The organism is Methanomassiliicoccaceae archaeon DOK, from assembly GCA_009911715.1.
Lineage (GTDB): Archaea > Thermoplasmatota > Thermoplasmata > Methanomassiliicoccales > Methanomethylophilaceae > Methanoprimaticola.
The window spans coordinates 1,100,267-1,125,156 of record CP047880.1; the positions used below are offsets into that span (position 1 = coordinate 1,100,267).

At 59.0% G+C, this 24,890-nt stretch carries 34 protein-coding genes and 1 tRNA gene; 25 read left to right on the plus strand and 10 right to left on the minus strand.

The annotated features are described in order from the left end of the window. Positions 1-422: 422 nt before the first annotated feature. From JS82_05670 to JS82_05680, 3 genes are read right to left on the minus strand one after another with little or no spacing between them, the layout of a single operon-like run. Entirely contained in the window at positions 423-719 is a 297-nt protein-coding gene (locus JS82_05670; GenBank protein ID QHK17617.1) for a hypothetical protein, read from the minus strand. After that, positions 720-1,175: a hypothetical protein gene (locus JS82_05675; protein QHK17618.1), complete on the minus strand. Its 456-nt coding sequence runs from the start codon at positions 1,173-1,175 to the stop codon at positions 720-722. 1 nt (position 1,176) lies between these two features. After that, positions 1,177-1,377: a hypothetical protein gene (locus JS82_05680; GenBank protein ID QHK17619.1), complete on the minus strand. Its 201-nt coding sequence runs from the start codon at positions 1,375-1,377 to the stop codon at positions 1,177-1,179. A gap of 246 nt (positions 1,378-1,623) precedes the next feature. Here JS82_05680 and JS82_05685 point away from each other — a divergent pair, with 246 nt between their 5' ends. From JS82_05685 to JS82_05695, 3 genes are all read left to right on the plus strand, one after another. Beyond that, positions 1,624-2,442 carry a hypothetical protein gene (locus JS82_05685; protein ID QHK17620.1) on the plus strand — a complete coding sequence of 273 codons (819 nt, stop codon included), beginning with the start codon at positions 1,624-1,626 and terminating at the stop codon, positions 2,440-2,442. A gap of 335 nt (positions 2,443-2,777) precedes the next feature. Beyond that, positions 2,778-3,428 (plus strand): hypothetical protein, encoded by a 651-nt coding sequence (locus JS82_05690; protein QHK17621.1) that lies wholly within the window; start codon positions 2,778-2,780, stop codon positions 3,426-3,428. Beyond that, positions 3,425-3,760 (plus strand): hypothetical protein, encoded by a 336-nt coding sequence (locus JS82_05695; GenBank protein QHK17622.1) that lies wholly within the window; start codon positions 3,425-3,427, stop codon positions 3,758-3,760. Before JS82_05690 ends, JS82_05695 begins: the two co-directional genes overlap by 4 nt. Positions 3,761-3,783: 23 nt before the next feature. On the opposite strand, the gene JS82_05700 is transcribed toward JS82_05695, so the two are convergent. Next, positions 3,784-4,068, minus strand: coding sequence for a hypothetical protein (locus tag JS82_05700; GenBank protein QHK17623.1), 285 nt, complete (start codon positions 4,066-4,068; stop codon positions 3,784-3,786). Positions 4,069-4,276: 208 nt separating this feature from the next. On the opposite strand from JS82_05700, the gene JS82_05705 reads away from it, so the two are divergent. After that, positions 4,277-5,230 carry a tyrosine-type recombinase/integrase gene (locus tag JS82_05705; protein QHK17624.1) on the plus strand — a complete coding sequence of 318 codons (954 nt, stop codon included), beginning with the start codon at positions 4,277-4,279 and terminating at the stop codon, positions 5,228-5,230. Between the two features lie 36 nt (positions 5,231-5,266). On the opposite strand, the gene JS82_05710 is transcribed toward JS82_05705, so the two are convergent. Then, positions 5,267-5,343: transfer RNA gene (locus tag JS82_05710), tRNA-Ala, on the minus strand. A 499-nt stretch (positions 5,344-5,842) separates the two neighbouring features. Between JS82_05710 and JS82_05715 the strand changes: the two genes are divergently transcribed. From JS82_05715 to JS82_05725, 3 genes are read left to right on the plus strand one after another with little or no spacing between them, the layout of a single operon-like run. Beyond that, the gene (locus JS82_05715) at positions 5,843-7,105 is read left to right on the plus strand and encodes a hypothetical protein (GenBank protein QHK17625.1); all 1,263 of its coding nucleotides are present in this window, start codon (positions 5,843-5,845) and stop codon (positions 7,103-7,105) included. Positions 7,106-7,127: 22 nt separating this feature from the next. Next, on the plus strand, positions 7,128-8,564 hold the full coding sequence (locus JS82_05720; GenBank protein QHK17626.1) for an AAA domain-containing protein: 1,437 nt from the start codon (positions 7,128-7,130) through the stop codon (positions 8,562-8,564). After that, positions 8,516-9,199: a hypothetical protein gene (locus tag JS82_05725; protein ID QHK17627.1), complete on the plus strand. Its 684-nt coding sequence runs from the start codon at positions 8,516-8,518 to the stop codon at positions 9,197-9,199. The genes JS82_05720 and JS82_05725 overlap by 49 nt, the downstream gene beginning before the upstream one ends. A 14-nt stretch (positions 9,200-9,213) precedes the next feature. Here JS82_05725 and JS82_05730 read toward each other — a convergent pair whose 3' ends face one another. The 3 genes from JS82_05730 to JS82_05740 form a co-directional block, all read right to left on the minus strand. Then, entirely contained in the window at positions 9,214-10,563 is a 1,350-nt protein-coding gene (locus tag JS82_05730; protein QHK17628.1) for an alpha/beta fold hydrolase, read from the minus strand. Between the two features lie 78 nt (positions 10,564-10,641). Further along, positions 10,642-12,399 (minus strand): hypothetical protein, encoded by a 1,758-nt coding sequence (locus JS82_05735; GenBank protein QHK17629.1) that lies wholly within the window; start codon positions 12,397-12,399, stop codon positions 10,642-10,644. Positions 12,400-12,550: 151 nt separating this feature from the next. Continuing rightward, the gene (locus JS82_05740; protein ID QHK17630.1) at positions 12,551-12,730 is read right to left on the minus strand and encodes a transcriptional regulator; all 180 of its coding nucleotides are present in this window, start codon (positions 12,728-12,730) and stop codon (positions 12,551-12,553) included. 90 nt (positions 12,731-12,820) lie between these two features. Between JS82_05740 and JS82_05745 the strand changes: the two genes are divergently transcribed. Next, on the plus strand, positions 12,821-13,957 hold the full coding sequence (locus JS82_05745) for a citrate transporter (protein QHK17631.1): 1,137 nt from the start codon (positions 12,821-12,823) through the stop codon (positions 13,955-13,957). 40 nt (positions 13,958-13,997) lie between these two features. After that, a complete protein-coding gene (locus tag JS82_05750) occupies positions 13,998-15,137 on the plus strand; it encodes a citrate transporter (GenBank protein ID QHK17632.1) in 1,140 nt (379 codons plus the stop codon). A gap of 103 nt (positions 15,138-15,240) precedes the next feature. On the opposite strand, the gene JS82_05755 is transcribed toward JS82_05750, so the two are convergent. Beyond that, positions 15,241-15,744 carry a nitroreductase family protein gene (locus JS82_05755; GenBank protein ID QHK17633.1) on the minus strand — a complete coding sequence of 168 codons (504 nt, stop codon included), beginning with the start codon at positions 15,742-15,744 and terminating at the stop codon, positions 15,241-15,243. Positions 15,745-15,818: 74 nt separating this feature from the next. Then, positions 15,819-16,616, minus strand: a complete 798-nt coding sequence (locus JS82_05760) for a recombinase (protein QHK17634.1) — start codon at positions 16,614-16,616, stop codon at positions 15,819-15,821. A 501-nt stretch (positions 16,617-17,117) separates the two neighbouring features. Here JS82_05760 and JS82_05765 point away from each other — a divergent pair. The 16 genes from JS82_05765 to JS82_05840 all read left to right on the plus strand — a co-directional run bounded on the left by JS82_05765 (position 17,118) and on the right by JS82_05840 (position 24,888). After that, the gene (locus JS82_05765; protein ID QHK17635.1) at positions 17,118-18,341 is read left to right on the plus strand and encodes a hypothetical protein; all 1,224 of its coding nucleotides are present in this window, start codon (positions 17,118-17,120) and stop codon (positions 18,339-18,341) included. Then, positions 18,338-18,607 (plus strand): hypothetical protein, encoded by a 270-nt coding sequence (locus JS82_05770; protein QHK17636.1) that lies wholly within the window; start codon positions 18,338-18,340, stop codon positions 18,605-18,607. Before JS82_05765 ends, JS82_05770 begins: the two co-directional genes overlap by 4 nt. Then, positions 18,604-18,870 carry a hypothetical protein gene (locus tag JS82_05775; protein ID QHK17637.1) on the plus strand — a complete coding sequence of 89 codons (267 nt, stop codon included), beginning with the start codon at positions 18,604-18,606 and terminating at the stop codon, positions 18,868-18,870. Before JS82_05770 ends, JS82_05775 begins: the two co-directional genes overlap by 4 nt. A gap of 88 nt (positions 18,871-18,958) precedes the next feature. Then, positions 18,959-19,144: a hypothetical protein gene (locus JS82_05780; GenBank protein ID QHK17638.1), complete on the plus strand. Its 186-nt coding sequence runs from the start codon at positions 18,959-18,961 to the stop codon at positions 19,142-19,144. Then, positions 19,141-20,352 carry a hypothetical protein gene (locus JS82_05785; protein QHK17639.1) on the plus strand — a complete coding sequence of 404 codons (1,212 nt, stop codon included), beginning with the start codon at positions 19,141-19,143 and terminating at the stop codon, positions 20,350-20,352. Before JS82_05780 ends, JS82_05785 begins: the two co-directional genes overlap by 4 nt. Then, positions 20,352-20,711 carry a hypothetical protein gene (locus JS82_05790; protein ID QHK17640.1) on the plus strand — a complete coding sequence of 120 codons (360 nt, stop codon included), beginning with the start codon at positions 20,352-20,354 and terminating at the stop codon, positions 20,709-20,711. The genes JS82_05785 and JS82_05790 overlap by 1 nt, the downstream gene beginning before the upstream one ends. Beyond that, a complete protein-coding gene (locus JS82_05795) occupies positions 20,708-21,139 on the plus strand; it encodes a hypothetical protein (GenBank protein QHK17641.1) in 432 nt (143 codons plus the stop codon). Before JS82_05790 ends, JS82_05795 begins: the two co-directional genes overlap by 4 nt. Further along, positions 21,136-21,813 carry a hypothetical protein gene (locus JS82_05800; protein QHK17642.1) on the plus strand — a complete coding sequence of 226 codons (678 nt, stop codon included), beginning with the start codon at positions 21,136-21,138 and terminating at the stop codon, positions 21,811-21,813. Before JS82_05795 ends, JS82_05800 begins: the two co-directional genes overlap by 4 nt. Then, positions 21,806-22,651: a recombinase family protein gene (locus JS82_05805; protein ID QHK17643.1), complete on the plus strand. Its 846-nt coding sequence runs from the start codon at positions 21,806-21,808 to the stop codon at positions 22,649-22,651. The genes JS82_05800 and JS82_05805 overlap by 8 nt, the downstream gene beginning before the upstream one ends. Then, a complete protein-coding gene (locus tag JS82_05810) occupies positions 22,648-23,124 on the plus strand; it encodes a hypothetical protein (protein ID QHK17644.1) in 477 nt (158 codons plus the stop codon). Before JS82_05805 ends, JS82_05810 begins: the two co-directional genes overlap by 4 nt. Next, the gene (locus JS82_05815; protein ID QHK17645.1) at positions 23,121-23,444 is read left to right on the plus strand and encodes a hypothetical protein; all 324 of its coding nucleotides are present in this window, start codon (positions 23,121-23,123) and stop codon (positions 23,442-23,444) included. Before JS82_05810 ends, JS82_05815 begins: the two co-directional genes overlap by 4 nt. Beyond that, complete coding sequence (locus JS82_05820; protein ID QHK17646.1) at positions 23,441-23,704, plus strand: hypothetical protein; 264 nt, start codon at positions 23,441-23,443, stop codon at positions 23,702-23,704. Before JS82_05815 ends, JS82_05820 begins: the two co-directional genes overlap by 4 nt. Beyond that, entirely contained in the window at positions 23,701-23,892 is a 192-nt protein-coding gene (locus JS82_05825; protein QHK17647.1) for a hypothetical protein, read from the plus strand. The genes JS82_05820 and JS82_05825 overlap by 4 nt, the downstream gene beginning before the upstream one ends. Continuing rightward, entirely contained in the window at positions 23,889-24,176 is a 288-nt protein-coding gene (locus tag JS82_05830; GenBank protein QHK17648.1) for a hypothetical protein, read from the plus strand. The genes JS82_05825 and JS82_05830 overlap by 4 nt, the downstream gene beginning before the upstream one ends. Next, complete coding sequence (locus JS82_05835) at positions 24,173-24,559, plus strand: hypothetical protein (GenBank protein QHK17649.1); 387 nt, start codon at positions 24,173-24,175, stop codon at positions 24,557-24,559. Before JS82_05830 ends, JS82_05835 begins: the two co-directional genes overlap by 4 nt. Further along, a complete protein-coding gene (locus JS82_05840) occupies positions 24,556-24,888 on the plus strand; it encodes a hypothetical protein (GenBank protein QHK17650.1) in 333 nt (110 codons plus the stop codon). Before JS82_05835 ends, JS82_05840 begins: the two co-directional genes overlap by 4 nt. The last annotated feature ends 2 nt before the right edge of the window (positions 24,889-24,890 follow it).

Here is a 24,890-nt window from a genome sequence, read left to right on the forward strand (position 1 = left end):
CAGAATGGACTGGCCCTGTTAATGCTTGAGACATTCCATCAGTGCCTCGATGTTCTCTCCAACCATCTCGGCTTCATGCATCAGCGTATCATGTTCAGACTTCTCTTCCAGCACTCTATACTCATCTTCCATGCAGAAGACTTTGCTTCATGGATTGATAAAGAGGATACTATGCATGCACGTTGTAAAATGAAGGGTTTGAAAAAAATAGGATTGTGATCAGAACGGTCTGGCGATAGGGAACGGTTCCATAGACAGGATCGTCTGTCCGCAGCTGGGGCAGAAGTTGAATGGCTGCGTGTCCGGAATGTCGCAGTGGCAGAATGCACAGGTCATGGACAGGGCGGAGCATGGTTCTGGATTTAATGGATTCCAATAAATTCTAAAGAGTTTGAGTCGGAGGTCTCCTCCGACATTATGACTCAATATTCATCAGGAAACAATATCGTCGTCACGGACCTGTCCCATTCTGTGATGATGTAGATGTCCCTGTCACCGATGCTGTAGAGGCTGAACAGCCTGTCCGTCGGCTCTCCCCTGGTCTCGGCTTCGATGGCATCGTTGTTCATCTGTCTGTTGTCCTTGCAGACGTCTCCCCAGTCCCCGCGGCAGTGTCTGTCTAGGCACTCTCTGACACTCAGCAGGAACGAGTAGTCTTCTCTCATCGCCTGTGCAATCCCGCATGTTGTGACGATCTGTCCGGTCTTGAAGAGGGCCATTCAGAATCCCTCCCTGGTCGCATAGAGGGTGTCCGTGTACCTGGGCTTCCCGCTTCCGGTCGGCATGTCGAAGCCGTCGCAGGGACAGTCGGAGTACAGGCACGGCCTGACGTCCCTGACGAAGTCGTCTGCCTCCGACATGGTCAGCAGCCTCCCCTCGAGCTGAGGCATGGTGGACCTCCACATCATGCTCGGCAGATCGAACGTCCAGGTCCAATTGTCCCAGTCGGCCATACCCTCGGCCTCCCCCGCGCTGTACAGGTAGTACGACGCGTCGCTGCACTCCCCGCACATCACCTTCACGATGACGTTGCAGATCAGGTTGTGGATGTCCCTGCGGGACTCCCCGAGAGCGTCGTGCACGGCCTTCACGGCCCTGAGGCCGGCCCAGTGGCAATACAAGTCCGGGGACCTCCTGTCCCCGTCGGTTATCCTGATGACGATCCTGTCTCCCATCTCAGAACACCTCCCTGATGCACTCCGGGTAGTTGTCGTCCTCGTCGAGGATGTACCCGATCGGAGGCTTGGAGAGGTCCGCGTGAGGCTCCATGGGCGTCATCGCCCTGAGGTCGTCCCATGCGATCCTTGTTCCATTGTGGTTTCTGAGGTTTACGTTGTGGTTTCCGTTCGTTCTTCTCTGACTCGTCTTCCTAGTCATCTTCCATTTCCTGGGGAAGAGCCCCGGGACGGCTGTCCGAAGAACGGCGGCACGACGCTTGCGCCTGTTTAACAGAAAAGAAGGAAGGCGCAAGCCCGATGCGCCCGTTCGAGTCTTGAGACACGGGGCGATGACCGGAAATGAAGATTTGAAATCGTCGTATGTGTTTGATGTTGTGATATCATGCCTAAGTCGCTTCCTATCTGTAGCCATACGTTTACTTTCTATAACGGAAGTCAAGACGACTTGGACCGTGTCTGTAAGGAATTCAAGAAAGCTCTGAAAAACCACGTTAAGTATTTCGCCCGCTCCGAAAAAACATCCTCCATGTTCTTTGTCTTGTTAGAAGATGACTCGGCTAATGATGCTAAGGATAAAGTCACAGGTACTGAAACAAGATTGAATAAGATTCTCGAAGAACATTTGAATGTAGAAAGACGCAATTCCATTCGTGGTAAAATCCTGAATGGCGTCAGATCCGAATGCTACGCTTGTTCTGATCTCGATGATTACCTCTACAGGTCTTTTACTTTCAAGGTTCTGGATATTAATAAATGTAGAACGGACAAATTGAAGCAACTTCTATTGACAGAACTTGATGGTGCCGAAGGTGCGGTAGATTCCAGAGGAAATCCATGTTACTTGTTTGATATCACAAGTGCTAAACCTGATCAGGCATTCCTCGTTTGCAAATTATCTGCTCAGTATCCTCTGTATACAGTGTGTTTCAGAGATGATCCTATTGTTTTGTCACCTTTCCCTAAGTACGTGAAATTGAATGATGACCACATTAGGATTCTCAACTGCCTAAAAACATGCAGTGATAATCCATCCAGGTTCAAAAACTACAACTGTACGGTTAACGGGTATCTTTACAATATGGATGTTGCTGTCTGTTTGGAAATAGATACTGATGAAATAGGTTCCATTCTAAAATTCCTTCATGATAAGGGATTGATTAGTTTCAGCAATATTGAAATCAAAGGTGGAAAAAACAGACGTAGAGCATCGAAGATTACAGATGATGGGGAGTTTATGCTTCGCTATGCGGAAAGCAGTAGATGATTGCGTTTATGCCATCATATCAAAATTTCCTGTGATTTCAGGATTTTTTATGGAATTTCTATATTTTTATAATCTGTATTCCCCCTATTCGTGGTTTTTAACCACGGAGTTGGACTATGAATGATAAAAACAGTAGAAATAGAGCCCTACGTCAGAACGAAAACGACACCAGGTCCGTTGGTCGTGAATATATTGACAGCAAGATCTGGAACAGGATTGTCCCTCCCAGTTATGTGAACCATGACTGGCTCAGTTCCGGAGACAGTCTTTTCGATGGGAATACCGTACGTGATGATTCCGATCTCGTACCGTATAAAGACAGGGAGGATGCAGCCATGCTCCTCGATGCACGTACCACAGTTTTCAACATGATCGATTCCGATCTAAGAAGAAGGCTCTGGGATTACCACGTCTGGTTCACTGATCCTCAGAGGACATTCGTGGCAGATTTCCCCCGTCTCGAACCTGACTCCAACATAAGGAACGATTACCGTACCGCGAAGGCGATGCTGACAGTCATCAGACCTGTCCTGGAGTCTTCATACATCAGAGACTGTCCTTTCGTCGGTGTGAAGAAGCTCATCACCGGCTTCGATGAGGTCCTGGAAGACCTTGTTGGGATATGCGGATCTGATGCTCCGGACCTCATTCAGCCCGAGTTCAACGACACCTGGTTCATGAGACACGGCCCTTGGTTCATGACCGTGGCCATCAACGAGAGCGGAGTTCCCGTGTACGACGTGATCGGTTCCAGGAGTCTCAACGAGGCGCGTTGGAGATGTGAAGAGATTGCGGAGGCCTCCGGCCTCCCGTTGGACTGCTGCATAGCCCTAGGGCCGTATGCCTCCCCCGAGGATGCGATGTACGCCAAAGACTACTACTCCGGAATTCCGATGGGCGGACTGACCGGTGCCGAGTACCTCGAGCGTCTGGAGAGTCTCTTCGATAGGATCAGGAAGCACGACTTCACCGGGATGGACTCATGAACATGATCGGTCCGACATTCGCACAGAGGGCGTTCATAGCCTCCCGCGACTCCGTCCGCGGTCATGTCCCCGTCTCCCGGCAGATGGACGACGTGGAGCGTCTATACATGATCGCCTGTTCCATGGCCGGCAGCGATCGGGAGCTGCTCTCGCTCACACACCGTCTGGCGGTGTACACGGACATGGACCTGGGGTATCGCGGCGATGTGATGTCATGGAAGAAGGAGTTCGACAAGGACACCCTCGGCTACGCCTTCGAGTACAAGGGGATTCTGGAATCGATGACCGATGACGACGTGCCCGGCGCAGGCACGGATTCGACATCAACCTAAAAATGAAACAACGACGCAGGGGATCATTCCTCTGCGTCCTCTTCGAATATCGATCTGATCTCGGAGAGATGCGAGGCTATCCTCTCGCCCTTCTCCGTGAGCCTGTAGTAGAGGCCCCTCCAATGCTCCCCTTCGACTATCTCGAGTATTCCCGCTTCTACGAGTTCATCGACACGGACGGCTCTGGTCCTCTCACCGTTGGGGCTGGAGCGTATGATCTCCGTCTTGTTGACACCCGGCTTGTCATGGACCATCAGTATGATGTCGATGGCGTAACGTTCGCCGAGGATCGAGATGCCCTCAGTCATCGTCTCTGCATCTCCTTCTCGATATTTAAGCTTTCAAAATTGCGTCTTAATCCTTGCCTATTTGTTTTTTCCACATTTTGTATATGTGGTAATTTTTACAAGATATTAAATATATGATATGCCATGTAAGGAACAGAAGCGGAGGAGAACCGTATGCCAAAGAGCATCCCGTCCGGATCCTCCCTTCCAACCACAGAGGAGGAAAGACATGGGCAGACACCCGTTTGGCGAATACGCGGACAAGTACATGGAATCGGTCCGTGGCGTGTATGCCGAAGAGACATGGAAGAACAGAGAACGTAGGTACAAGAGGATGGGCAGGAAGCTCATTGAGCTCAAGGAAGCAGGTAAGATAACCACAACGTCGCCGAAGTCGATGACCCCCGAGGACGTCCGTGTGTACATACTCTACTGCAAGGAGAGACAGAGCACGGCGGACCTCGTCCACGAGGTCAACGCCCTCAGGAAGATCCTCAACTTCGTCGACAACCACGCCGTGGAGGTCTGCCTCAACCACAACCCCGGACTGAAGCCCATGTTCAAGGGCAACAGGAGGAAGAACGTGATGTCGGAAGATGTCTATGAGAGGATCCTCGAGAAATCGAAGACGATCGATCCCACGGACTTCAACATGGTCAGGGCCTACACCCTGGTGCTGATGTGCATCAACGCCGGGACCAGGAACAAGGAGATCCGCTTCGCGGGAGTCCGTGACCTGGACACCACGTCATGGATCTTCGAAATAGTCCACGTCAAGGGAGAGGAGACATACGGCCAACCGAGGAAGGTCCCGATACCTCCGGAGATCCGCCAACTCATTCTGACGTACCTCCTGGCACGCCAGAAGTGGTTGGTGGACAATTCCGTGAAATCACAAGCGCTGTTCCCCTCGAAGGACAGCGCTGACGGGTTCCTCTCGGGCAATGCGATCAGGAAGATCAAGGAGGTGGTGGAAGCGGATCTCGGCATCCAATTCGATCTCCGCGAGTGCCGCAGAACGTTCGGCCAGAGATATCTGGACAGCGACCTGGACATCGAGTCCGTGAGCGTGCTCATGGGCCACGCGTCAACGAAGACGACCGAGAGCTTCTACAGCAGGAAGAGGATGGACAAGGCTGTCGAGAGTGCGAAGAGGACCTGGAAGGACTGTGGTGGACAATAAAATTGTCCAGAAAATCGGTGTCTGGATGGTGATGAATGGTGGACAAGGCGAGATTCGAACTCGCGACTTCTGCCTTGCGAAGGCAGCGATCTACCGGGCTGATCTACTTGCCCATTTAAACCGGTGAGTCCCCCTAACCCGACCCTGGATATAAACCTTGTTTCGACCCGCATCGGCATTGCGCGGTGTCCGCTGAGGTTATACGCTGGAACGGCATGGGCGGGTGCATGAAGCTCCGCAGCCAGTCGTCAGGAGGGAACCCGAGGCCGATGGAAGTCTGGAACGCCAACGTGTACTTCGACGACAGGTCCGGGGCCAAGAACCGCCCGGTGATCGTGCTCGAGAAGAGGGGCGAGGAGTACACGGTGTACATGGTCACCTCCCACCCCCACCACCCGGAGACCGACATCAGACTCATGGAGCCCTACGAGGTTATGCTGGACAGGACCTCCCACGTCCGCACCGACCGCCCGTTCAGACTCCCTGCGGACAAGTTCAACTACAAGCTCGGGGAGCTGTGCTACGACGACTCGGAGATGGTCAGAGCCATCTTCGAGAGCAGGACGAAGGAATCCCGCCAGTACAGGCGCGGGAACTACCGAGGCGGGACGGATGGATCCGGGGGACGCTGCGACGGAGATCGTGTCCGCGGCCGCCAGCAGGCTATGCCTCGACATGCGCTTCCTCTCCAGGGCCGTGCTCTCGCTGAGGACCGCTGTCGAACCCGGAGAGGGGAGGCCGTTTTGCGACGGCAGGACGGTCACGTTCCGCCACGACACGGTCATCACATCCTTCCGGAACGAGCCCAACTCCGTCACCCGCGACCTTGCCCACTGCGTCCTGCACTGCGTCCTCGGCCACGGGTCGCCCGGCAACCCGCCCGAGACCGACCTGGCGGAGGACATGCTCGTGGAGTACGTCCTCGACTGCCTGGACACACCGCACACGTCCGTCCCCGGCAGGGATGACAGGATGTTCGCCTGCGAGAGGCAGTTCGCCAAGGCGGGCGCGCCGTCGGCGGACCTGCTGTCCCAGGTGGTGAGGGACACGTCCCCCTGGCAGCTGGAGTCCCACAGGAAGATGTTCGTCAGGGACGACCACTCCCGCCGCGGGGCCCTTGACGACTCCGTCTGGAGGGAGCTCTCCCAGCAGGTCATGGCCGAGGTGGAGGGTTTCGTCAGGGACGACGAGGGGAGGACCGGGGCGCTGATGTCGATCCTCAGGATACGCAACCGCAGGAGGTACGACTACCGCTCGTTCCTGCGCAAGTTCATGGCCAGCCGCACCGTGGTCAGGGAGAGCCAGACGGAGTTCGACCCCATCTACTACACCTACGGGCTGTCCGTCTACGGGAACATGCCGCTGATCGACTCCCTGGAGCAGTCAGACTCCGGCAGGGTGGAGGAGTTCGTCATCGCCATAGACACCTCCGGCTCCACCATGAGGGGACCCGTGGTCAGGTTCCTCGAGGAGGCCTTCGACGTCCTCAGGCAGACCCACGCCGGCCGCGGGGCCAACCTCCATGTCATCCAATGCGACGACATGGTCCGCTCGGACGACGTCGTCACCTGCGAGGGCGACCTGCGCAGGCTGGTTAACGGGTTCGAGCTCAGGGGCGGAGGGGGCACCGACTTCAGGCCGGTGTTCGACTACGTCGACAGGATGGTCGAAGAGGGCGGGTTCAGGGACCTCAGGGGCCTGATGTACTTCACGGACGGGTTCGGCACGTACCCGACGAGGCGTCCGAGGTACGACACCGCGTTCGTGTTCTGCGACGACAGGTACAGGGACCACGAGGTGCCGCCGTGGGCAATGAGGATAGTGGTCAGGACCGAGGACATAATGGGGCCTGCGCAAACCCCAAATACCCAGTGAGCAGAAGAGATGGTGAGAGAAGATGGACATTCAATCCGCCAAAGATCAGGTGAAGGACGCGATCCGCTCCTATCTGGACAAGGATCCCGCGGGGAACTACGTCATACCGAGGAACAGGCAGAGGCCGATAATGCTCATCGGCGCGCCCGGCCTGGGCAAGACGGCGATAATGTCGCAGATCGCGGCGGAGCTGGACATAGGCTACGTCGGGTACACCATCACCCACCACACCCGCCAGTCAGCCATCGGGCTCCCCATGATCGAGACCCGTGAGTACGGGGGCGTGGAGCACCCCATCACCAGGTACACAATGAGCGAGATAGTCGCCTCGGTGTACGAGGCCATGGAGACCCAGGGCCGCAGGGAGGGGATCCTGTTCATCGACGAGGTCAACTGCGTGTCCGAGACCCTCTCCGCCGCGATGCTGGACCTCCTGCAGAACAAGAAGTTCGGCCCGCACCCCATCCCGTCCGGATGGGTGCTCGTCGCGGCCGGGAACCCCCCGGAGTTCAACTCCTCCGCCAGGGAGTTCGACATCGCGACCCTGGACAGGATCAGGGTGATCGACGTCGAGCCCGACACGGACGTCTGGCTCAAGTACGCCATGAGCGCCGGGATCCACGACGCCGTCACGTACTACCTGCAGGTCAAGCCCCAGAACCTCCTCAGGATAGAGAACACCCCGGACGGCCCCGTCTTCGTGACGCCAAGAGGCTGGGAGGACCTGTCCATGGTCCTGAGGGAGCACGAGCGCCTCGGACTGGACGTAGGCGTGGACCTGATCTCGCAGTACGTCAGGTACCCCGAGATAGCGGCGGAGTTCAAGCGCTACATGGACTTCCACAGGAAGTACTCCGAGGACCACGACGTGGACGCCATCCTCGACGGCAGGGCCGCGGATCCAGACACGATCGCCGGCGCCGGGGCGGAGGAGAAGATCTCGCTGATCTCTGTGATCATAGGGAGGCTCAACTCCGAGGCCGAGGAGGGCATGGACCTGCTGGAGCTCCGGAGGAGGCTGGAGGGCGCAGGGTCAGGCGACCTGGACCGCATCAGGGACGACCTGAGGAGGTCCCTGGAGGGCAACGGGACCGCCGATTCGAGGCGCACGGCGGCGTACTGCCTGTCCGCGCTCAGCGGGGCCGGTGACGCCGACGCCGCCAGGGAGGACTGCCGCAGGGCGTTGGACGACGTCCGCAGAAGGTTCGACTCGCACCTCGGGAACGCCATGTCGTTCATGGTGTCGGCCTTCGGACAGGGCCAGGAGCCCGTCTCGCTGCTCGCCGGGCTGATCGGATGCTACAGCGTCGTGATGTTCTCGGACGTGGACGGCCCGCTGTACAGATACAACGAGGAACTGCTCACCTCGGGGCGCGACAGGCGCCTCGTGGAGATGACGGAGGGTCTGCGATGGCAAACAAGATCGAGAGCGAGCCCTGCGAAGGCGGACGCCGCATAACCAGGCTGGTCTCCACGGACCGCGACATCGTCGTTCCGGACTCCGTAGACGGGGCCGCGGTCGTCGCGATCGGACCGTTCTTCCTCTCCGGATCGCCGGCGTCCGACGGCAGGACCGTCACCGTGCCGGGGACCGTCGCGGAGATCGACCGCGACGCCTTCGGCGGGATAATCGGGATCAGGGGGATAGCCTACGGCGGGACGATGGAGGCCTTCTGCTCCCTGGGGCTCGACGCCGAGTTCGACGTGGAGGTCTCCACAGCCGACGGGCACAGGTTCGGTTTCCTCTCCGGGTACCCCATGAGGTTCCCGGCGTTCGACGAGGCCATCCAGTCCATGAACTTCAAGATGACCCAGGAGCTGGCCGTCAGCAGGCTCAGGGACCCGGTCCTCCTGACGCCGGAGTGCGGGGAGCGCTACCGCCGCTACCTGTCCAGCAGGATAATGCCCCGTGCGGAGCAGGCGGTGACCTCGGGGGACACATCAAGGCTGGCCGAGCTCCTGTCCACGGGAATGTTCGACGACGCGTCGGTCAGGACGCTGATGGAGAGGTCCCTGCGCTCCGGGAAGACCGCCGTCACGAGCATGCTCATGTCGGAGCTGTACTCGAGAAGAAAAGGAGAGAAGAGGGCCTGAGGCCCCCGTTTTGATCAGACGGACAGGACGAATCCCGCCAGGTCGTCGATGACCGTCGGGTTCACCGTCATCTGCGTGAGGTAGTAGTCCGAGCTGTCGCCGTCGTACTGGCCGGGCGAGCAGAACAGGTGGTTCAGGCCCGCGTACATCACGCCGCGGACGTTGTCCTTCCCGTCGAGGATGTCCATCCACGCGCCGTGGTCCCTCTCGTAGGAGACCTGCCAGTCGGACATGCCCTGCATGAACAGCATGGGGATGTCGAGCCCGAGCGCGATGTCCGCCACCGCGTAGTCGTCGATTGACTTCAGGTAGTATGCGGACATGCCGAACACGGTCGTCGTGAGGAGCTGCTCCTCGGTCATGGAGTCGAGCGATCCGGCGAGCGCCAGCTGCGCCTCCACGTACTGGATGCTCTGGTCCTTCAGCTCCCCGTCTGGCATGGCCTCGATGAGCAGCATGTTCTGGTCGTAGGAGATCTCGGCGAGGCTCCTGGGGCTTCCGGCCAAGGAGACCATGCCGTCGTACAGCCCGTCCGACTCCTGGACGATGGCCGGGGCCATCATGCCTCCGAGGCTGTGGCCGATGAGGATCACCTTCTCGTACCCCATACCCTTCAGGAGGGCTGCGGCGGACACGGCGTCGTCGACTGTCTCGTACCCGATGTCCAGGGAGTTCCCCAGCTCCACCGAGTCCCACGGGTAGGCGTAGGTCCTGTCGTCGTACCTGAGGACGTCGACGCCCTGCTGGGCGAGGCCCCAGGCGATCTGCTGGAAGATCCTGTTGTCCCCGAAGACGCAGTCCATTCCCTGGGGCCCGGATCCGGAGACGAGCACGGCGGCGACCCTGTGGTCGGACGTCCCGGACGACGAGATGACCCCGTCCAGAGGCTTCATCCCGTCGGCTCCTACCTGGACGGGGGTCTCGACGATCCCCTCCGGGACGGCGTTCCCGTTGGGCAGCTCCCTGGGCGTGATGTAGAACGCGTCCACACCGTCATCGCCTGTGTGGGTCCAGACGAGGGCGCCGGAGTAGGTGTAGGTCATCGGCGTGCACGAGATACCGTTCTCAGGAGAGTAGGTCTCCCCGATGGAGACGTACGGTCCGTACTGCAGCTCGGTGGAGTACTGGAGGGTCGACAGCAGGACGCCGAAGTACTCGGCACCACCGAGGGGCTCGTAGGCGGCCTTGAGTTCGGGGGCGAACAACTCGTAGGCGGCCGCCGCGTCCCCTCCGATCAGACCCTCGGCGAACGGCCGGGAGTCGTCGGAATCCTCGTCCACGGAGGTGTACTGCCATGAGGCGAGGAGGCAGATCACGATCACGACCGCTGAGACGGCCATGATCTTGACGTTGTTCTTCTGCATGTTGGGAGTAATGGAGAAGTGGGGTTAAGGTGTTTGGGCCTCCCCTGTGGGGAGGAAAAGAATTCACAAAGAATAGGTTTAAGCTGCAGGTACTGTGGAATCTGCAGTCACTACGAAATCGTTTGTTGTCCCGGATACAGGTTTGAACGTTTCTGATACGTCGGAACCATTATATTTCGCTGTACCGCCGTTAATCTTGAAGGCATAGTCATGTTCGACTACAAGCCTTACAGTATCATTTCCTTCAATTTTTAGAACTCCGATTTCCACAGAAATGCCTGCAGGAATCGTGAACTTGACATCTACTGTGGATGTCTGGTAGTTGACTTCCGTATAGTCGGACTCTCCGACGTTCTTGTTGTCGGCCAACATTTCTCCAAGGTAGTATTCGTCCTGATTCCAGTTCTTGAAATCAGACATAGCGGCAACAGAGGTGGAGCCGTTGACGAATGCCTCATCCTTCAGAACAGCGGATATTGCGACATCGCCTTCAATAGCGTAAACGGTCATGTATTCCTTTCCGTTGACGTTGAATACCGTGCTCTTGATCTTGGTTGTACCAGATGGCGTGAAGTCCCCGTCCCCGTAGACCTTGATGTAGGAATCTGCCCCCAGAATAATGGAAGCTGTTATTGTAGCGTTGTTGTCGCTGACCTTCGTGAAATCAGTGGGCTTCTCCCCGATGGTCATCACTCCGTTGAGATTGACCGTTCCGTCGATGGTTGTAGGATCAAGAACAGTCATGGTTCCCGTGACGTTCAGCAGGGCTTTGACTGTGCCTGCAGCCCTGATGTTGCCGCCGTCGAAAGTGATGTTGCCCGCGACGCTGATGGCGGCGGCCTTTCCATCTGCAGAGGCTCCTGCGGTTATGGTTGATCCTGTGCCGAGTATCAGTGTCGCACCGGAATCTACGGCAAGTGTGTTACCAGTTCCGTTGACTGTGAGTGTCCCTGCGTTGATGGTTCCTCCAGTCACGGATGCTGCACCGGAGAGTGTTCCGTCTATGGAGATCTCCGTTGTGGTCGCCGATCCGGATGTGGTGACGTCCAGATCGATCGTGATTCCGTTGACAGACACGAGCTTGAGGGTTCCCGCTCCGGTGGCGGTCACAGATGCGCTGAGCTTACCGGTAGCGTCGATAATCGGGCTGTCGGTCGAAGTTCCGCTGAGTGTAATCGTCCCCAGAGTCACGTTTGCACCGTCCATGATGGTGAGTTCCTCGGTGTTCGAAATCGTGATGTTCGAGTTCTCGTTGACAGTTCCGAATATCTCCACGTCGCTGTTGGCGGCAGCCGCATTGGCGGCAGTCGTGAGAACGACGAACTCGTCGGAATTGACGTAGAGCGCCCCGTTGGCGAAATACATTATTCCCGTGATATTGCCGAGGAAGTCCTGGCTGGCGAAGTCGTTGGGAGTCATGATGAGCTGCCCTGTGGACGTGACCGACCTGGTCTCACCGTTTCCGTTCTGGTAGACTGGCGTGTAGCTGCCGTCCTCCTCCTGCTTCACGAACGTAATGGATCCGTCCGTGGCGTCGAGAGTTCCTTTCACATCGACCTTGGCGTTTGCTCCGAGCATCTTTATCTCGGCGCCGTCCGTGAGGGCGAGTTTTCCGTTCTCACCGATCGTGAGGGCTCCCTCTATGACCATGTCCTCGGAGATCGTCCTCTCGTTGTCTATCGTAAGTCCGTCGGATGGATCGTCGGAACCTCCGTTGCCACCATCATCTTTCAGCACAACATATGCTGCTACCGCGGCGATGATGACTACCGCCGCGATGATGATGACGAGGATCCTGCGGTCCTTTAGCATGTTGGCTAGTGCATCCCCTTTCATCGGGCATGCATCCTTCTGGAAACTATATAATGAGCAAGTTTAAGACCCTAAGACCTACCGTCCGAAAATCGGTTCAGTGGCGTTAAAACCTGTGGACGGTGACGGGAAGGGATGTTGGAAACGGGTTTCGGGGACTAGGTCCCCGGAAGCCTCACTGGGCGGGCTCCCACTTGCACCTGACGGGGGACACGATGGCGCCCTCGGCCTTGAGCTCCTTGAACGCCTTGTCGATCTCCTTCCTGTCGATGCCCGTGGCCTTCTCGACCTCGCCGGCGCTCATGGGCTTGCCGGCCTCCTTCATGGCTTTGATGACATCCTCTTTGACTGTCATGTTAACACCGTGAAGTGGTATCGCGAACATGTTCATATACATTCCCCACCCCCCAAAACGTTTGTATCGGTCACGGTTGGTGATGTCTCCATGGAGGGCGCGGAGTCCGTGGGGGCCAGGGCGGCGGGGTTCGTAAAGGGACAGGTTGTCCTAGTCGTCTCCGCCGTCCTCGCGGTCGCGTCCATGATCCTGGTGCCCCCGTCTCAGGAGTACGTCGACTACATCGACGTCCGCATGCTCTGCATCCTGTTCTGCTTCATGGCGGTGGTGGCGGGCATGAGGGAGTGCCACCTCTTCGGAGCGGTCGCCGCCCGCCTCCTGGCCGGGAGGCGCAGCCTCAGGTCCCTATGCCTGATACTGATCCTCCTGCCGTTCTTCTGCTCCATGTTCATCACCAACGACGTGGCGCTGATCACCTTCGTCCCGTTCACCATCCTGGTCCTGGGCCTGGCGGGCGAGGGGAGGGCGATCCTCCCCGTGGTGGTGATGCAGACCGTCGCCGCCAACCTCGGGAGCATGCTGCTTCCCTTCGGCAACCCGCAGAACCTGTTCATCTACTCCCGGTACGGGGTCGGGACCGGCGAGATGGTGGCGCTGCTTGCCCCGTACGTCGTGGTCGGCGGGATCGTCATGTGCCTGATGTGCGCCAGGTTCGCCACCCGCGAGGTCCACGTGGACATCAGCAGGGACAGGGACGTCCGCCACAGGGGGTTCCTGGCGCTGATGGTCGTCCTGTTCGCCCTGTGCATACTGACCGTCCTGCGCGTCCTCCCCTGGCAGGCCGTGCTTGCGGTGACGGTCCTGGCGATCGGCCTCACCCACCGCCGCGTCCTCGCCAGGGTGGACTACGGCCTGCTGCTGACCTTCGTCTGCCTGTTCGTCTTCACAGGCAACATATCCCACATCGACGCCGTCAGCTCCGCCCTGGAGGGCCTCATGTCGTGGGAGCCGATGCTCGCCTCGCTGGGAGTCAGCCAGGTCATCAGCAACGTCCCGGCGGCCACGCTGCTGTCCGGGTTCGCCGACGACTGGCAGGGGCTGCTCGTGGGGGTGGACGTGGGCGGGTTCGGGACGCCCATCGCATCGATGGCCAGCATGATATCCCTCGGGTTCTACTCCAAGCTGGAGGGCGCGAACACCAGGAGGTACCTGGCCTGGTTCACCGCAGCCAACGTCGCCATGGTGGCCGTCCTGGTGGCCACCTACTGCGTCCTGAACGCGCTCTGACCCCGTCTATGTAAAATACGTAGGACCGCCATCCGAAGGCATGGACTTCTGGGATCCCGACGACACCTTGGAGGACAGGGCGGAGAGGTTCCTCCGCAGCCAGGCGGTGCTCGTGGCCTCCGCCGTCCTCGCGGTCGCGTCCATGTTCCTGGTGCCGCCGTCCTGGGGGTACGTCGACTACATCGACGTCCGCACCCTGTGCATCCTGTTCTGCTTCATGGCGGTGGTGGCCGGCCTCAAGAAGTGCAACGTGTTCAAGATCCTGGCCCAGCGCATCCTTGGCGGGAGCAGGAGCGTCACCGTCCTATGCCTGCTGCTCGTGCTGCTGCCGTTCTTCTGCGCCATGTTCATCACCAACGACGTGGCGCTTCTTACCTTCGTGCCGTTCGCGATACTCGTCCTGAGAATGGCGAAAAGAAGCGACCTGATAGTCCCGGTGGTGGTCCTTCAGACGGTCGCGGCGATCCTCGGGAGCATGTCCATCCCGTTCGGGAACGCCCAGAACCTGTACATCTCGTCCAACTACGACGTGGGCATGGCCGAGTTCTTCTCCGTGATGCTCCCGCTGACCCTGGTTGGCCTGGTCGTGGTGGTGGCCCTGTCCCTGAGGTTCGGACGCGATAGGGTGAGCATCGAGTTCGAGAAGACCTACGCCCTCAAGCACAGGAAGCTGCTGGCGGTGTCCGTGGTGCTGTTCGCGCTGTGCGTGGCCACCGTGCTCAGGTGGGTGCCCTACCAGGCCACCATCGTGCTGACGGTCGCCTCCATCCTCCTGGTGAGGCCGAAGACCCTTCTGAAGGTGGACTACGGCCTGCTCCTGACCATGGCGTTCATGTTCGTGTTCGCCGGCAACATGGCGCAGATAGACGCCGTGAGGCAGGTGTTCGGCGACCTGATGTCCTGGGACCCGACGGTCACCGCTATGGCTCTGAGCCAGGTGACCAGCAACATGCCGGCGTCGGTGCTGCTGTCGGAGTTCACCACGGACTGGCAGGGGCTGCTCGCCGGGATCGGGGTCGGCGGGTTCGGGACCCCGATAGCGTCCATGGCGAGCATCGTGTCGCTGAGGATCTACATGAGGGAGGAGAGGGACGGCCCCGGAAGGTACCTCAGGCACTACACCGCCGTGAACGTCCTGATGCTGCTGGTGCTGGCGCCGATCGCCATCGTGATGGTCTGACAACACTCTGGAAAAGTCGGTTGCCCTGGAACGGATGGTTCGGGATCGATAAGTGGGAAGACCCGGCCCGGGCGGTCGCACCGGACCGGTTTGGATCGTTCCTTCAGTACCCGTTGTGGTGGATCCTCTCGGGCTTGAACCTGTCCTTGTGGGGCTCTGGCTTCTCCTTCGGGTAGCCCACGGCGACGATGCAGAAGGGCATGAGGTTCTCCGTGAGGTCGAAGATGTCGGAGATCGCGTTCATCCTCTCCCTGACAGGGGCGACCCCGATCCACACCGAGCCGAGCCCCAGGCTGGTGGCCGAGAGCATGAGGTTCTCGGTGCATGCGCCCAGGTCCTGCTCCCAGAACTGCGGGGCGGACATCAGGTCCCTGTTGCCCAGGACGACGATCGCCAGAGGGGCCTTTCCGACAGGTCCCGCATAGGGCGTGACCTTGGAGAGCTCCCTTATGTAGTCCGGGTCGTCCACCACGATGAACTCCCAGGCCTGCTGGTTCCTGGCGGATGGCGCGTTCATGGCGGCCTCCAGGATGCGGTCGACCTTGTCCTTCTCTACCTTGCCGGGGATGAAGTCCCTGACGCTGACTCTGGTGAACAGCTCGTTCATAATATCACTGGATGGGAATCGGGGTAAGGCTGGATAAAGCTTGGTGCCGACCCTCCGCCGAGGAGGGATGCCACTCAGCGCCTCTTCTTCTTGTTCGCCCCGGGCTTGTACGCCTTGAGGTACTTCAGCACCGCCTGGTCGTCCTCGGAGTCGCTCCACTCGGGGGTGTATCCGCCCTTCATGTACTCGTTGTACCAGTCGACGCACTGCTGCATGTACCCGGTCATGTCCAGCCTGTCCTTCACGATGACGTAGGTGTTCTCCGGCGTGGGCACCCACTGCTTCGGACGGTCGTAGTCAGGCTCCTCGAGGAACCCCACCAGGAACACGATCCTGTCCAGGTTGGAAAGCTGGGCGTACAGCGACGCCTGCAGCATGTAGGACATGGGCACGTTGGTGAGACCGCCCTGCTCGTCCCTCCACTTCTCCCTGTCCCCGGAGGTCTTGATCTCCAGGATGTACTTCCTCTTCCCGTCCAGCTGGATGTAGCCGTCCACCATCCCTCCGAAGACCTTCTCGTTATGGAAGTGGTCGTAGCCGCACTGCTCCTTGGGGACGGGCTCCTCGACGGCGAGTTTGGAGCCCTCGGGGACGTCCAGGGCCTCTCCGAGCATGGCGTTGACCCTGGTGCCCAGGTACTCCCTCAGCACCGGCTCCAGGATGTTCCCGGCATCGATGTACTTGTTGGCCTTGTCCCCCGGATAGAGGCCGGCGAGCTCGCATGCCACCTTGAACGGGGTGGCGAACTCGCTCATGCCCAGGATCGGTGCGACCCTTGTGCCGGTTATCTTCTTCAGCCTGTAGGTGTCGAAGATCACGGTGCGCTCGTCCTCGTCGATGTCGACTATACCTGCTCTGCCATCGAATGCCATGCACAGGACATCGACGAGGTCCGATAAAAGTCCCGCTGGGAGACAGATGAGATGCATGGAGACGAACCGCCGGCATGGTTCCCGGAACCACACTCAGCGAAGGCGGGCAGGGGGCGGCGGAGCCCCGAACGGACGGAACGGCATGTTTCTGTGACCACCGTCTTGGAAGTGAACTTGACAGCAACAGGGGGAGACCGCCTTGCCGTGTGACCCTCACGGCGGCCGCCCTAGCGGCTCAATCCGCAGGCCCTGCGCTACGCCGCGGGAGAACGCCGCATCGGTCGAATTGAGCGCGTTCCGCTTGCATATTGACATTTCCGATTTTTGTACGGTTGAGGACACCCCGTTCGAGGGGGCCGTCCCCATACTAATGTATGGGGAATCCGAAGATTTCCGGAAATCGGACAGACCCCAGAACGGCCCCTGGTTCACGAAAGAACGGGTGGGGCCGTTCCACCCCGGAAGTTCCGGGGTTCCAAAGACATCGACAGGGGTGTCGGGATGACCCATCCCAAGCTCACCGCCAGAGAGCGCAAGGTCAAGGCCCTGCTGCTCTCGGGACACTCCCGCCACGCCATAGCCAGCAAGCTTAGGATTTCGAAATCCACAGTCTACGACATCGTGGCAGACCTGGAGCACTACGGCGAAATCCGCGCCATCCCGGGCACGAAAAACCCCGTAGTATACGAGGACCCCAATTACAGACCTTTTATCCCTCCTACGGAGGGATGTTCCGAGAAATCCGGAAACAACGGACGGGCCGTCCAAAACAACGGCCCCTCCGGAAACTGCGATGAACTGCCGGAAGTCGACCTCAAGGGCATCTGCACCGGGAACAGGTGCCCAGACGGATACGTCACAGCGCACATGAGCGGGGGCATCCGCTTCACAAAGGTCCGCAAGACCGGCACCTACGATCCAATCAGAGACGTCCACGGGAACATCATCGGCATCTGGGACCCGGAGAGGCCCACCGCGATGAAGGGCAATCGCGTCCGCTCAGCCAGAATAACAATCTTCGGCTCAGAGATGACACTCCAGTTCCGCATCGGTTCCAGAGGAGGCACCGTCTTCACCGTGAACCCCGGCCGCATCCACCTGGATCCGAGGATGTTCGAATCCCAGGAGGAGGCGAAGGCGGTCTTCATAGACCGTGCGCTGTACATCGCCGGTCTTCTGAGGTTCAACGGATGGCAGCTTACCGACCCGGAGATCAGAGGGATATTCGACTATGCCATCCCCCAGTCGCCGCTGGTCGCCCATCTTCCGAAGGGTACGGACTTCGGAGGCTCGGACATCTTCGTGGACACATCGCCGGGTGTGCCTGAGGCCGAGATGTCCGAGTCAAAGGGGCTCACGGACTGGGAGAAGGTGCAGATCTTCGCCAACATCCCGTCGGAGATCCAGTCGCTTCGTGCCCGTGCCTCGCACACCGAGGGCGGGATGGAGTCCGTCTCCAGAGTCGTCGTCTCCCATCAGACCCGCCTCGACGAGCTGGACTCGGTGATGTCCCGTGTCCTCGACGTCCAGGAGAAGCAGACCACGGCGCTGGTCAACATCGTGGATCAGACGACCAGCATCATCAGTGCCCAGGGCAACATCAATGCAGCCATAGCTGCGGGCACTCAGCGTCAGCTTGATTCTTTCACCACATCCGTGTCCGGCCACGACCGGACCGATTCAAACGATTCTCACAAACCCACACATCTGGAGGGTTACATTTGACAAGCGAAGATTCCAACAATGTCAGCAACAGCAAGGGCTACAACCCGTACAAGCGCATCAGCGACCGCGTGGAGATGATCCAGAACCAGGTGGTCATCCAGCGCTCATCGTATGACAGACTGAACAAGGACTACCTCGGCAAGACGGAATGCGACCGCAGTGCAGAACTCACCCGCCTGAAGGAATCGGCGGTTGCGGCGATGATCCTCGCCGCCGAACTGTATAGCGCGGTACAGACCGAGATCAGACAGGAGGCCTCCTCATGACTTGGACCGTCATCGTGAACCTCAGCAGCGGGGAGGAGCACACCGTCACATGCGAGACCTACCGTGACGCCCTGGACATCCAGGACGACTTCCGCCAGCTCATGGTCTACGGCTTCGTGGATCCCGAAGCGATCGCCCAGTTCGACCCAGACGACCTCACGTTCAACCGCTCCTACAGGAGAGGACTCGAACCGAATACCAACGACTCGTTCATCGTGAACCCGTGCGAGATCACTTCCATCGACCTCTGGGAGGTGGAATGATGACACTATCCGTCGGTTCCGGAAGGAGGTACATTGTGAGCACGGACCGCATCGTGTTCGTGACCTCGGTTCCTGAGGGGGTGGAATCATGAGATGCCCCCGCTGCCACAGTCGCGAGGTCATGTCCGTCGGCGTGGAGAAGCGCGACGGGATGCACTTCGACGTGATATGCAACAGCTGCGGATTCATTTCCCAGAACTACCCAACCCGTCGTGCCGCGAAATTCGCCTTCATGCACGGCCAAGGTGTCATGCCAGGAGGTGCGGCATCATGAGCGACAGGGAACGCCACGTCTTCGACATGAGATTCCGCCGTGCCGTCAACGCCTACGACAGGTTCGCCCAGTCGCTCAGGGACGTCGCCGACTGCTGGATGGATGACGAGTACCCCGACGACTGGGGTGTACGCGTCCAGCAGGTAATGGCCCACATCCGCACAGCCAAGATGCTGCTTACCCGTGCCATGTCCGACGCCGAGCCGATCATCCGTGACACGACCGTCGAACAGGACGAGCTGATGGAGCTCCGCGAATCCGTCGCCGGACTCAACAACAGGCTCCAGCATGTTGACTCTGCCGAGGCCGCTCTCATGAACTCCATTCTGAGGGGTGACGGTGACTATGTTTCGATGTTCATCGCCAGCCAGCGCGTCCAGCAGGAGATGGAGGAGAAGATCCAGCAGACCGTCCGCGGCCCAGTTACGGAGGATGCTACGGAGGATGCTACGGAGGAACCAGAAGCGGACAGCGAAGCCGGAGGAAATCAGGAGGTCGTCGATGAGACATCCGAAGACAGATCCGTGAAGACCTCCGAGGACTCCGAGGGAATCGAGCAGGATGAATCAATTGACGACACATCCGAGAACGACGACAGCATCCCACCGGCGGAGGAGCAGGAATCCTCTGAGGTCCCCTATCCCCCAGAGGCCGACCCATTCAACTTCTTCGAGAGGGCAAGGCTCTACGGAGCGGAGGCCATCGTGAACGGAACGTACGATGGCCACGAGGGTGCTGTGGAGGACGATGGGGACGACGATCCGGAAGCCCCCATAATCATAGCCGTCAACGACGGATCCGCCCCGGCGGAAGAACAGAAGCCCAGGGAACTCACCACGGAGGAGAAGATCGACCTCATCCGTAATGACCCCGAACTCCAGCGCCTTATCCACGACGCAGCTCGGGACATCGCCATCAGTCAAGTCCGCGATATGATTGAGGACTCCAAGGCCGCTACCGCAGAACAACAGCCCCAGGCTGTGGTCGATGAACCCCATCCAGAACCTGTCTACGTCACCGAGCGTGGACGCGACATTGCCCCAGAGGAGCTTACCGTCCCCTCCGGCAAACAGACAGAGGCTGACGATCCCACCGGATTCGTCGGACGTATCAGGGGAAAGAAGCCGGAGAGGACAAAAGACAAACCCTCGAAGCCCGCCAAGACGACACGTCGCATCGGAAGAAAGGAGACTGGAGGTGAGCAGTGATGCCCGCAACCAACTCCGAGCACACCGTCACCGTCCTCATGAACATCACTCTTCCCGATGACAAGGCGTCTGCCCTGGTCAACTGGGAGGAGGGGTTCATCGACAGGTCCGTCTGGACGGAGCTTGACCCTGGATACTACGTGATGGATGCCTTCGATTTCGCTTCCTTCATCCTCTATGAGGAGGAGTCACTCATCGGCATCCCCAAGCGTGGACTCTACATCTGCTTCGAGGATTCAGATAACGTCCACGAGGTCTTGAAGCTGCACCGCTACGACTTCACAAGCGCTGAGGGCAACTCGATAGGTATCGTGTTCAAGGCCTCCCTCGCCGGAAACCCCGCGGAGGTGTGCGAATGACTACCATGAAGCAGCTCCGCAACATGGTCAGCGCCACGGACGACGGGGTCCTCAACGCGTCCCTCCGCCCCTCCCAGGTTGGCTTCTGCCCTTCCGAGTCGCTGGTCCACAAATACATCAGAGGCCTCAACGAGGCCTTCGACCGGATTGTGAAGTCCATGCGCCATCCCGAGATGGTTCGCATGGCAGTCGATCTTGATATTATCGATGGCATCGCCGTCGGAACCGCCAATCCGATCGGTTATGAGTACGTGTGCAGGCGCCTCAGGCATCCGGATACTTTACCCGCCGAGAAGAGGGATCTGGAGAAGGTAGTCAGAGCGTACAAGCTCATCATGGAGTACCGTGCGCTTGACAAGGCTGTAGAGACAGGCGATCTCAACCGCATCAACCGCATCGTCGGCAACACCAGGGGGACGAGGGCATGACCCGCAGGGCGATAGCAGTCCTTCCGGACGGTTCCGCTTCCGCTCCGATCCGCGACAGGCTCCGTTCCATCCAGGAGTACTGCGAGAATAACGACGTGGACATCTTCGACGTCTACGTCCCCTCGCTGGAGAACGCGCCCCTGGACCACATCTTCCGTCTGACGATCGGTTCGGTCGTAATGGACGATGTGGACACCATCGTGTTCGCACATTCCAGGGACCTCTACGGCACCGGATTGGACCTCTACGACCTTTGGGAGTCCTGCAACGCCGCCAAGATGAAGATCGTATTCGCCGAGGAGCCCGGGTTCGATCCTGATGAGATGGTGGACAGGCTAATCGGGAGATTGAGCGATTCTCTGCGTCGCAGGTTCAACGGACACGTCCGCGCCATGGGCGACTACTGCTACTACGTCCCCCCTGAGAACCTAGAGGGCGACGTCCCCGCTGTTCCCCGTGAGGACGACTACAACGCCGAGGACGCCGAGATCTTCTGTGGAACCGACACGGGCGATGGGTCCGGGGAAGAACCCGGACTGAACGATGACGTCACCCGCATCATCCGTACATGGTGCATCTCGTCAAGGATAATGGTGGACACGCTTGCAGAGGTGTTGGAGCGCTACGGCATCGACATGACCGACTACGGACGGGACGGTGATTCCAATGAGTGACGCCATCCAGTCAAAGGAGAGCACACCTGTACCCGTCGAAACCCAGTACCCATACAGGGACATGGGGGCCATCCTCTACGCACGTGTCTCCACCGACGACAAGGGACAGACGACCGAGACACAGATCCGCGAGCTCAGGGAATGGTGCGAACGCAATCACGTGAGGATAATCGCCGAGTACGAGGAGGAGGAATCCGGAGGAGACCTGGATCGCCGCGTCTTCGACTCCGTCCTCGGACGCATAGCCCGTGGAGGGGTTGACCTCCTGCTCGCCCGCGACCCGTCGAGGCTTTCCCGTGACGGCGGCGATATGGAGGACATCGTCTCCTTCGTCGGAAACCACAGCTGCCACATCCGCTACAGCAGCGCCGACGGCATAGCGCCCGAGGACGACAACGGGAAGCTTCTGAACAAGATCAGCACATGGCAGGGCGAGATTGAACGCAAGAAGCTCAAGGCGAACACGAAGAAGGGGATGTACACCGCCAAGGAGAACGGCGTCCACTGCGGGCGTATGCTTGCTTTCTGTTTCGCACACCGCGTCGTCGAGAACCGCAACATGGTCAACACAGACCCCAAGGCAAAACAGCAGACCGTCATCCAGTCGGTTAACACCATCATGGCGTTCGCCGATGAGGGCATGTCATACATACAGGTTGCACACGAACTGCTCCATGTGTCACCGCAGACACTCCGTAGTGCGCTGATACAGGAGGGGCTGTACGAGGACTATCGCGACAGGTGTTCAAAGGCCCGTGGAAGGCGTCAACAAGGGGGTACGTCAACAAGGGTTGCGGAAACCCCAGAAATCACATCAACAAGGGGTGAAGGCGAATGACGTCAACAACCGAACCGTTGTTGACGTTCGACGACCCGTTGTTGACGTCGGAGGGTGACACGGCCATTGCAGATGGAAACGATGCAACGGAACACGTCACGGAGAACACACCTGTTGCATCCGAGAACACGGATGTTCCCCCGTGCAAGCCCCAGGGAAGGCGTTACATGCTCCGCCTCCCGAAGTCCGTGTACGATGCGTTCATGGCAACCGCCAATGCTGAACGCCGTCTGTACCATGTCGTCCTGGAGAAGGCGATAGAGGAGTTCCTGGAAACAGGCGAGTGCGAGCCTCGTCCGTACATACCGCCGATGCTCAAGCTCGAGCCAATGATCGATACACAGTCGAAGATCGACTCGGACATCTACCTCGCATTGGAGGCGCGTGCGATGATCGAGGAGCGTTCGAGGAACGCCCTCGGATTGAGGGCTGTGCTCAACTACCTCGCCAACCACGAGGGGGGATTGGAATGAGGACCGCCGACATCTCGCAACGCCTCTGCGACCTCACCGACGTCCCGAGGGGTCCCGCCAAGAAGCCGGTGGACATTATCACGTCCTCCGGAACGATCCGCATCGACCGTATCGGCAAGACATGGGAGATCGAGGTCCGCTTCGGATGCGCCACCGTGCATACGATCGGAGGCTCCGTCGTCCGTGTCATCCAGTCTTGGAGGGAGAATGTTGAGTTCATCGCCATCGCGGTAGGCGACAACATCGGGCCGGAGTTCCGCCCCAGAGGATGGATTGACGTCCGCCCCGAGGACGTGCACGCCGTGGAGATGATCGAATGACCCGCATAGAGGACGTCCGTCTCAAGTGCCCGGTGTGCCGCAAGGAGGTCGCCGTTGACAGACTCATGGATTTCGGCATTTCCTTCAAGCTGTATTCGGACGGGTTCGTGGAGCTGGACTCCGTGTGTGTAACCGGGCAGATGGACTGCCCCAACTGCCGCTACCGTCTGACCGTAGGGGTGCCTCTCAGATTCGACGGGGACCCCAGCGGCATCGCCCTTGACCTCCTGTTCGACGACGAGAGGGAGGTGGGCGAATGACCGTCGTAAAGTCATGGGAGCAGCAAGTCCTCATCCACACCATCGAGTGCGACGGATGCGGGCGCCGTCTCGCCGTGATCACCATGTCCCGCGACGTGGTGGAGCTCCGCAACGCCGTGGACGAGAAGCACTGGGCCGTCTCCATGGGCAGGCACTACTGCCCGGACTGCAAGGGGGTGGAACAGTGAACGCCTCAACCAGATCCGAAGCCGGGTGCCTGGTCCGCACAGACTACATCCGCATCTTGAGGATCGTCCGCGACAATCCGGACATCATCACCTCGGGCATCTATAGGCAGTTTGTAGGCTACAAAGGCGGCAACGATGCCGTCCGCAGGAAGATCCAGGAGCTTTCGGACGCAGGTTACATCGAAATCTCCAACAGTGGCTGGATAAGGACACACGCGATCACCGAGAAGGGAGTCCGTGCCCTGGTCGCCATAGACTCCGTTTCCAATGAGGTGGGGTTATGACTCTCATTGAGATGTCCATGGACCGCCATTGGATCCCAGCGCTGGAATCCGGAGCAAAGACGGCCACAACGCGCCTCGAGAAGAGGGGCGATACCGGAGATACCTTCGAGATCGATGGCCACCGCTACCTCATCACGAACGTGGTGTGCATGAGCTTGTACGCCACCGTCCACATCTTCCACTTCAGAGAGGGTTTCGAGGAGTGGACTGACATGCGCGACACGTTCCTCCAATACTATCCTGATCTGGCTGATGGCGAACAGGTGTATGTCCACGAGTTCAGGGAGATTCCCCGGGAGATCGCCGCAAAGGATGTCGTCGCACTGGCTGAGGAGGTCTCCGAAGATGTGTTTGACAAGATGCCCAGGGAGGCTTCCCGATGATCTCCGGCATTGTCATGCGTCACATCCATGCCGGTCTGGACAACAGGGACTACACAGGATGGGAGAGGGTGATTGGCGGGTTCTCACTGAATGTTCCCGGACTCGGATCCCTGTTCGTCTCCGAGATGGGGAGGAGGTTCCTGATCTTCTCGGACGACGACGGTAACAACGTTCGCGTCCCCATCCGCAAAATCGTCGGGACCGCCACAACGGGCATGGATTCGTACGTATCATACCGCTTCTACATCGCCGACGGCGTGTCCCTCATCATCACGGACAGACCGGCGGAGCGTCCCGGAAGGACGGAGGGGGCCCCGGGCAAGGAGTGACG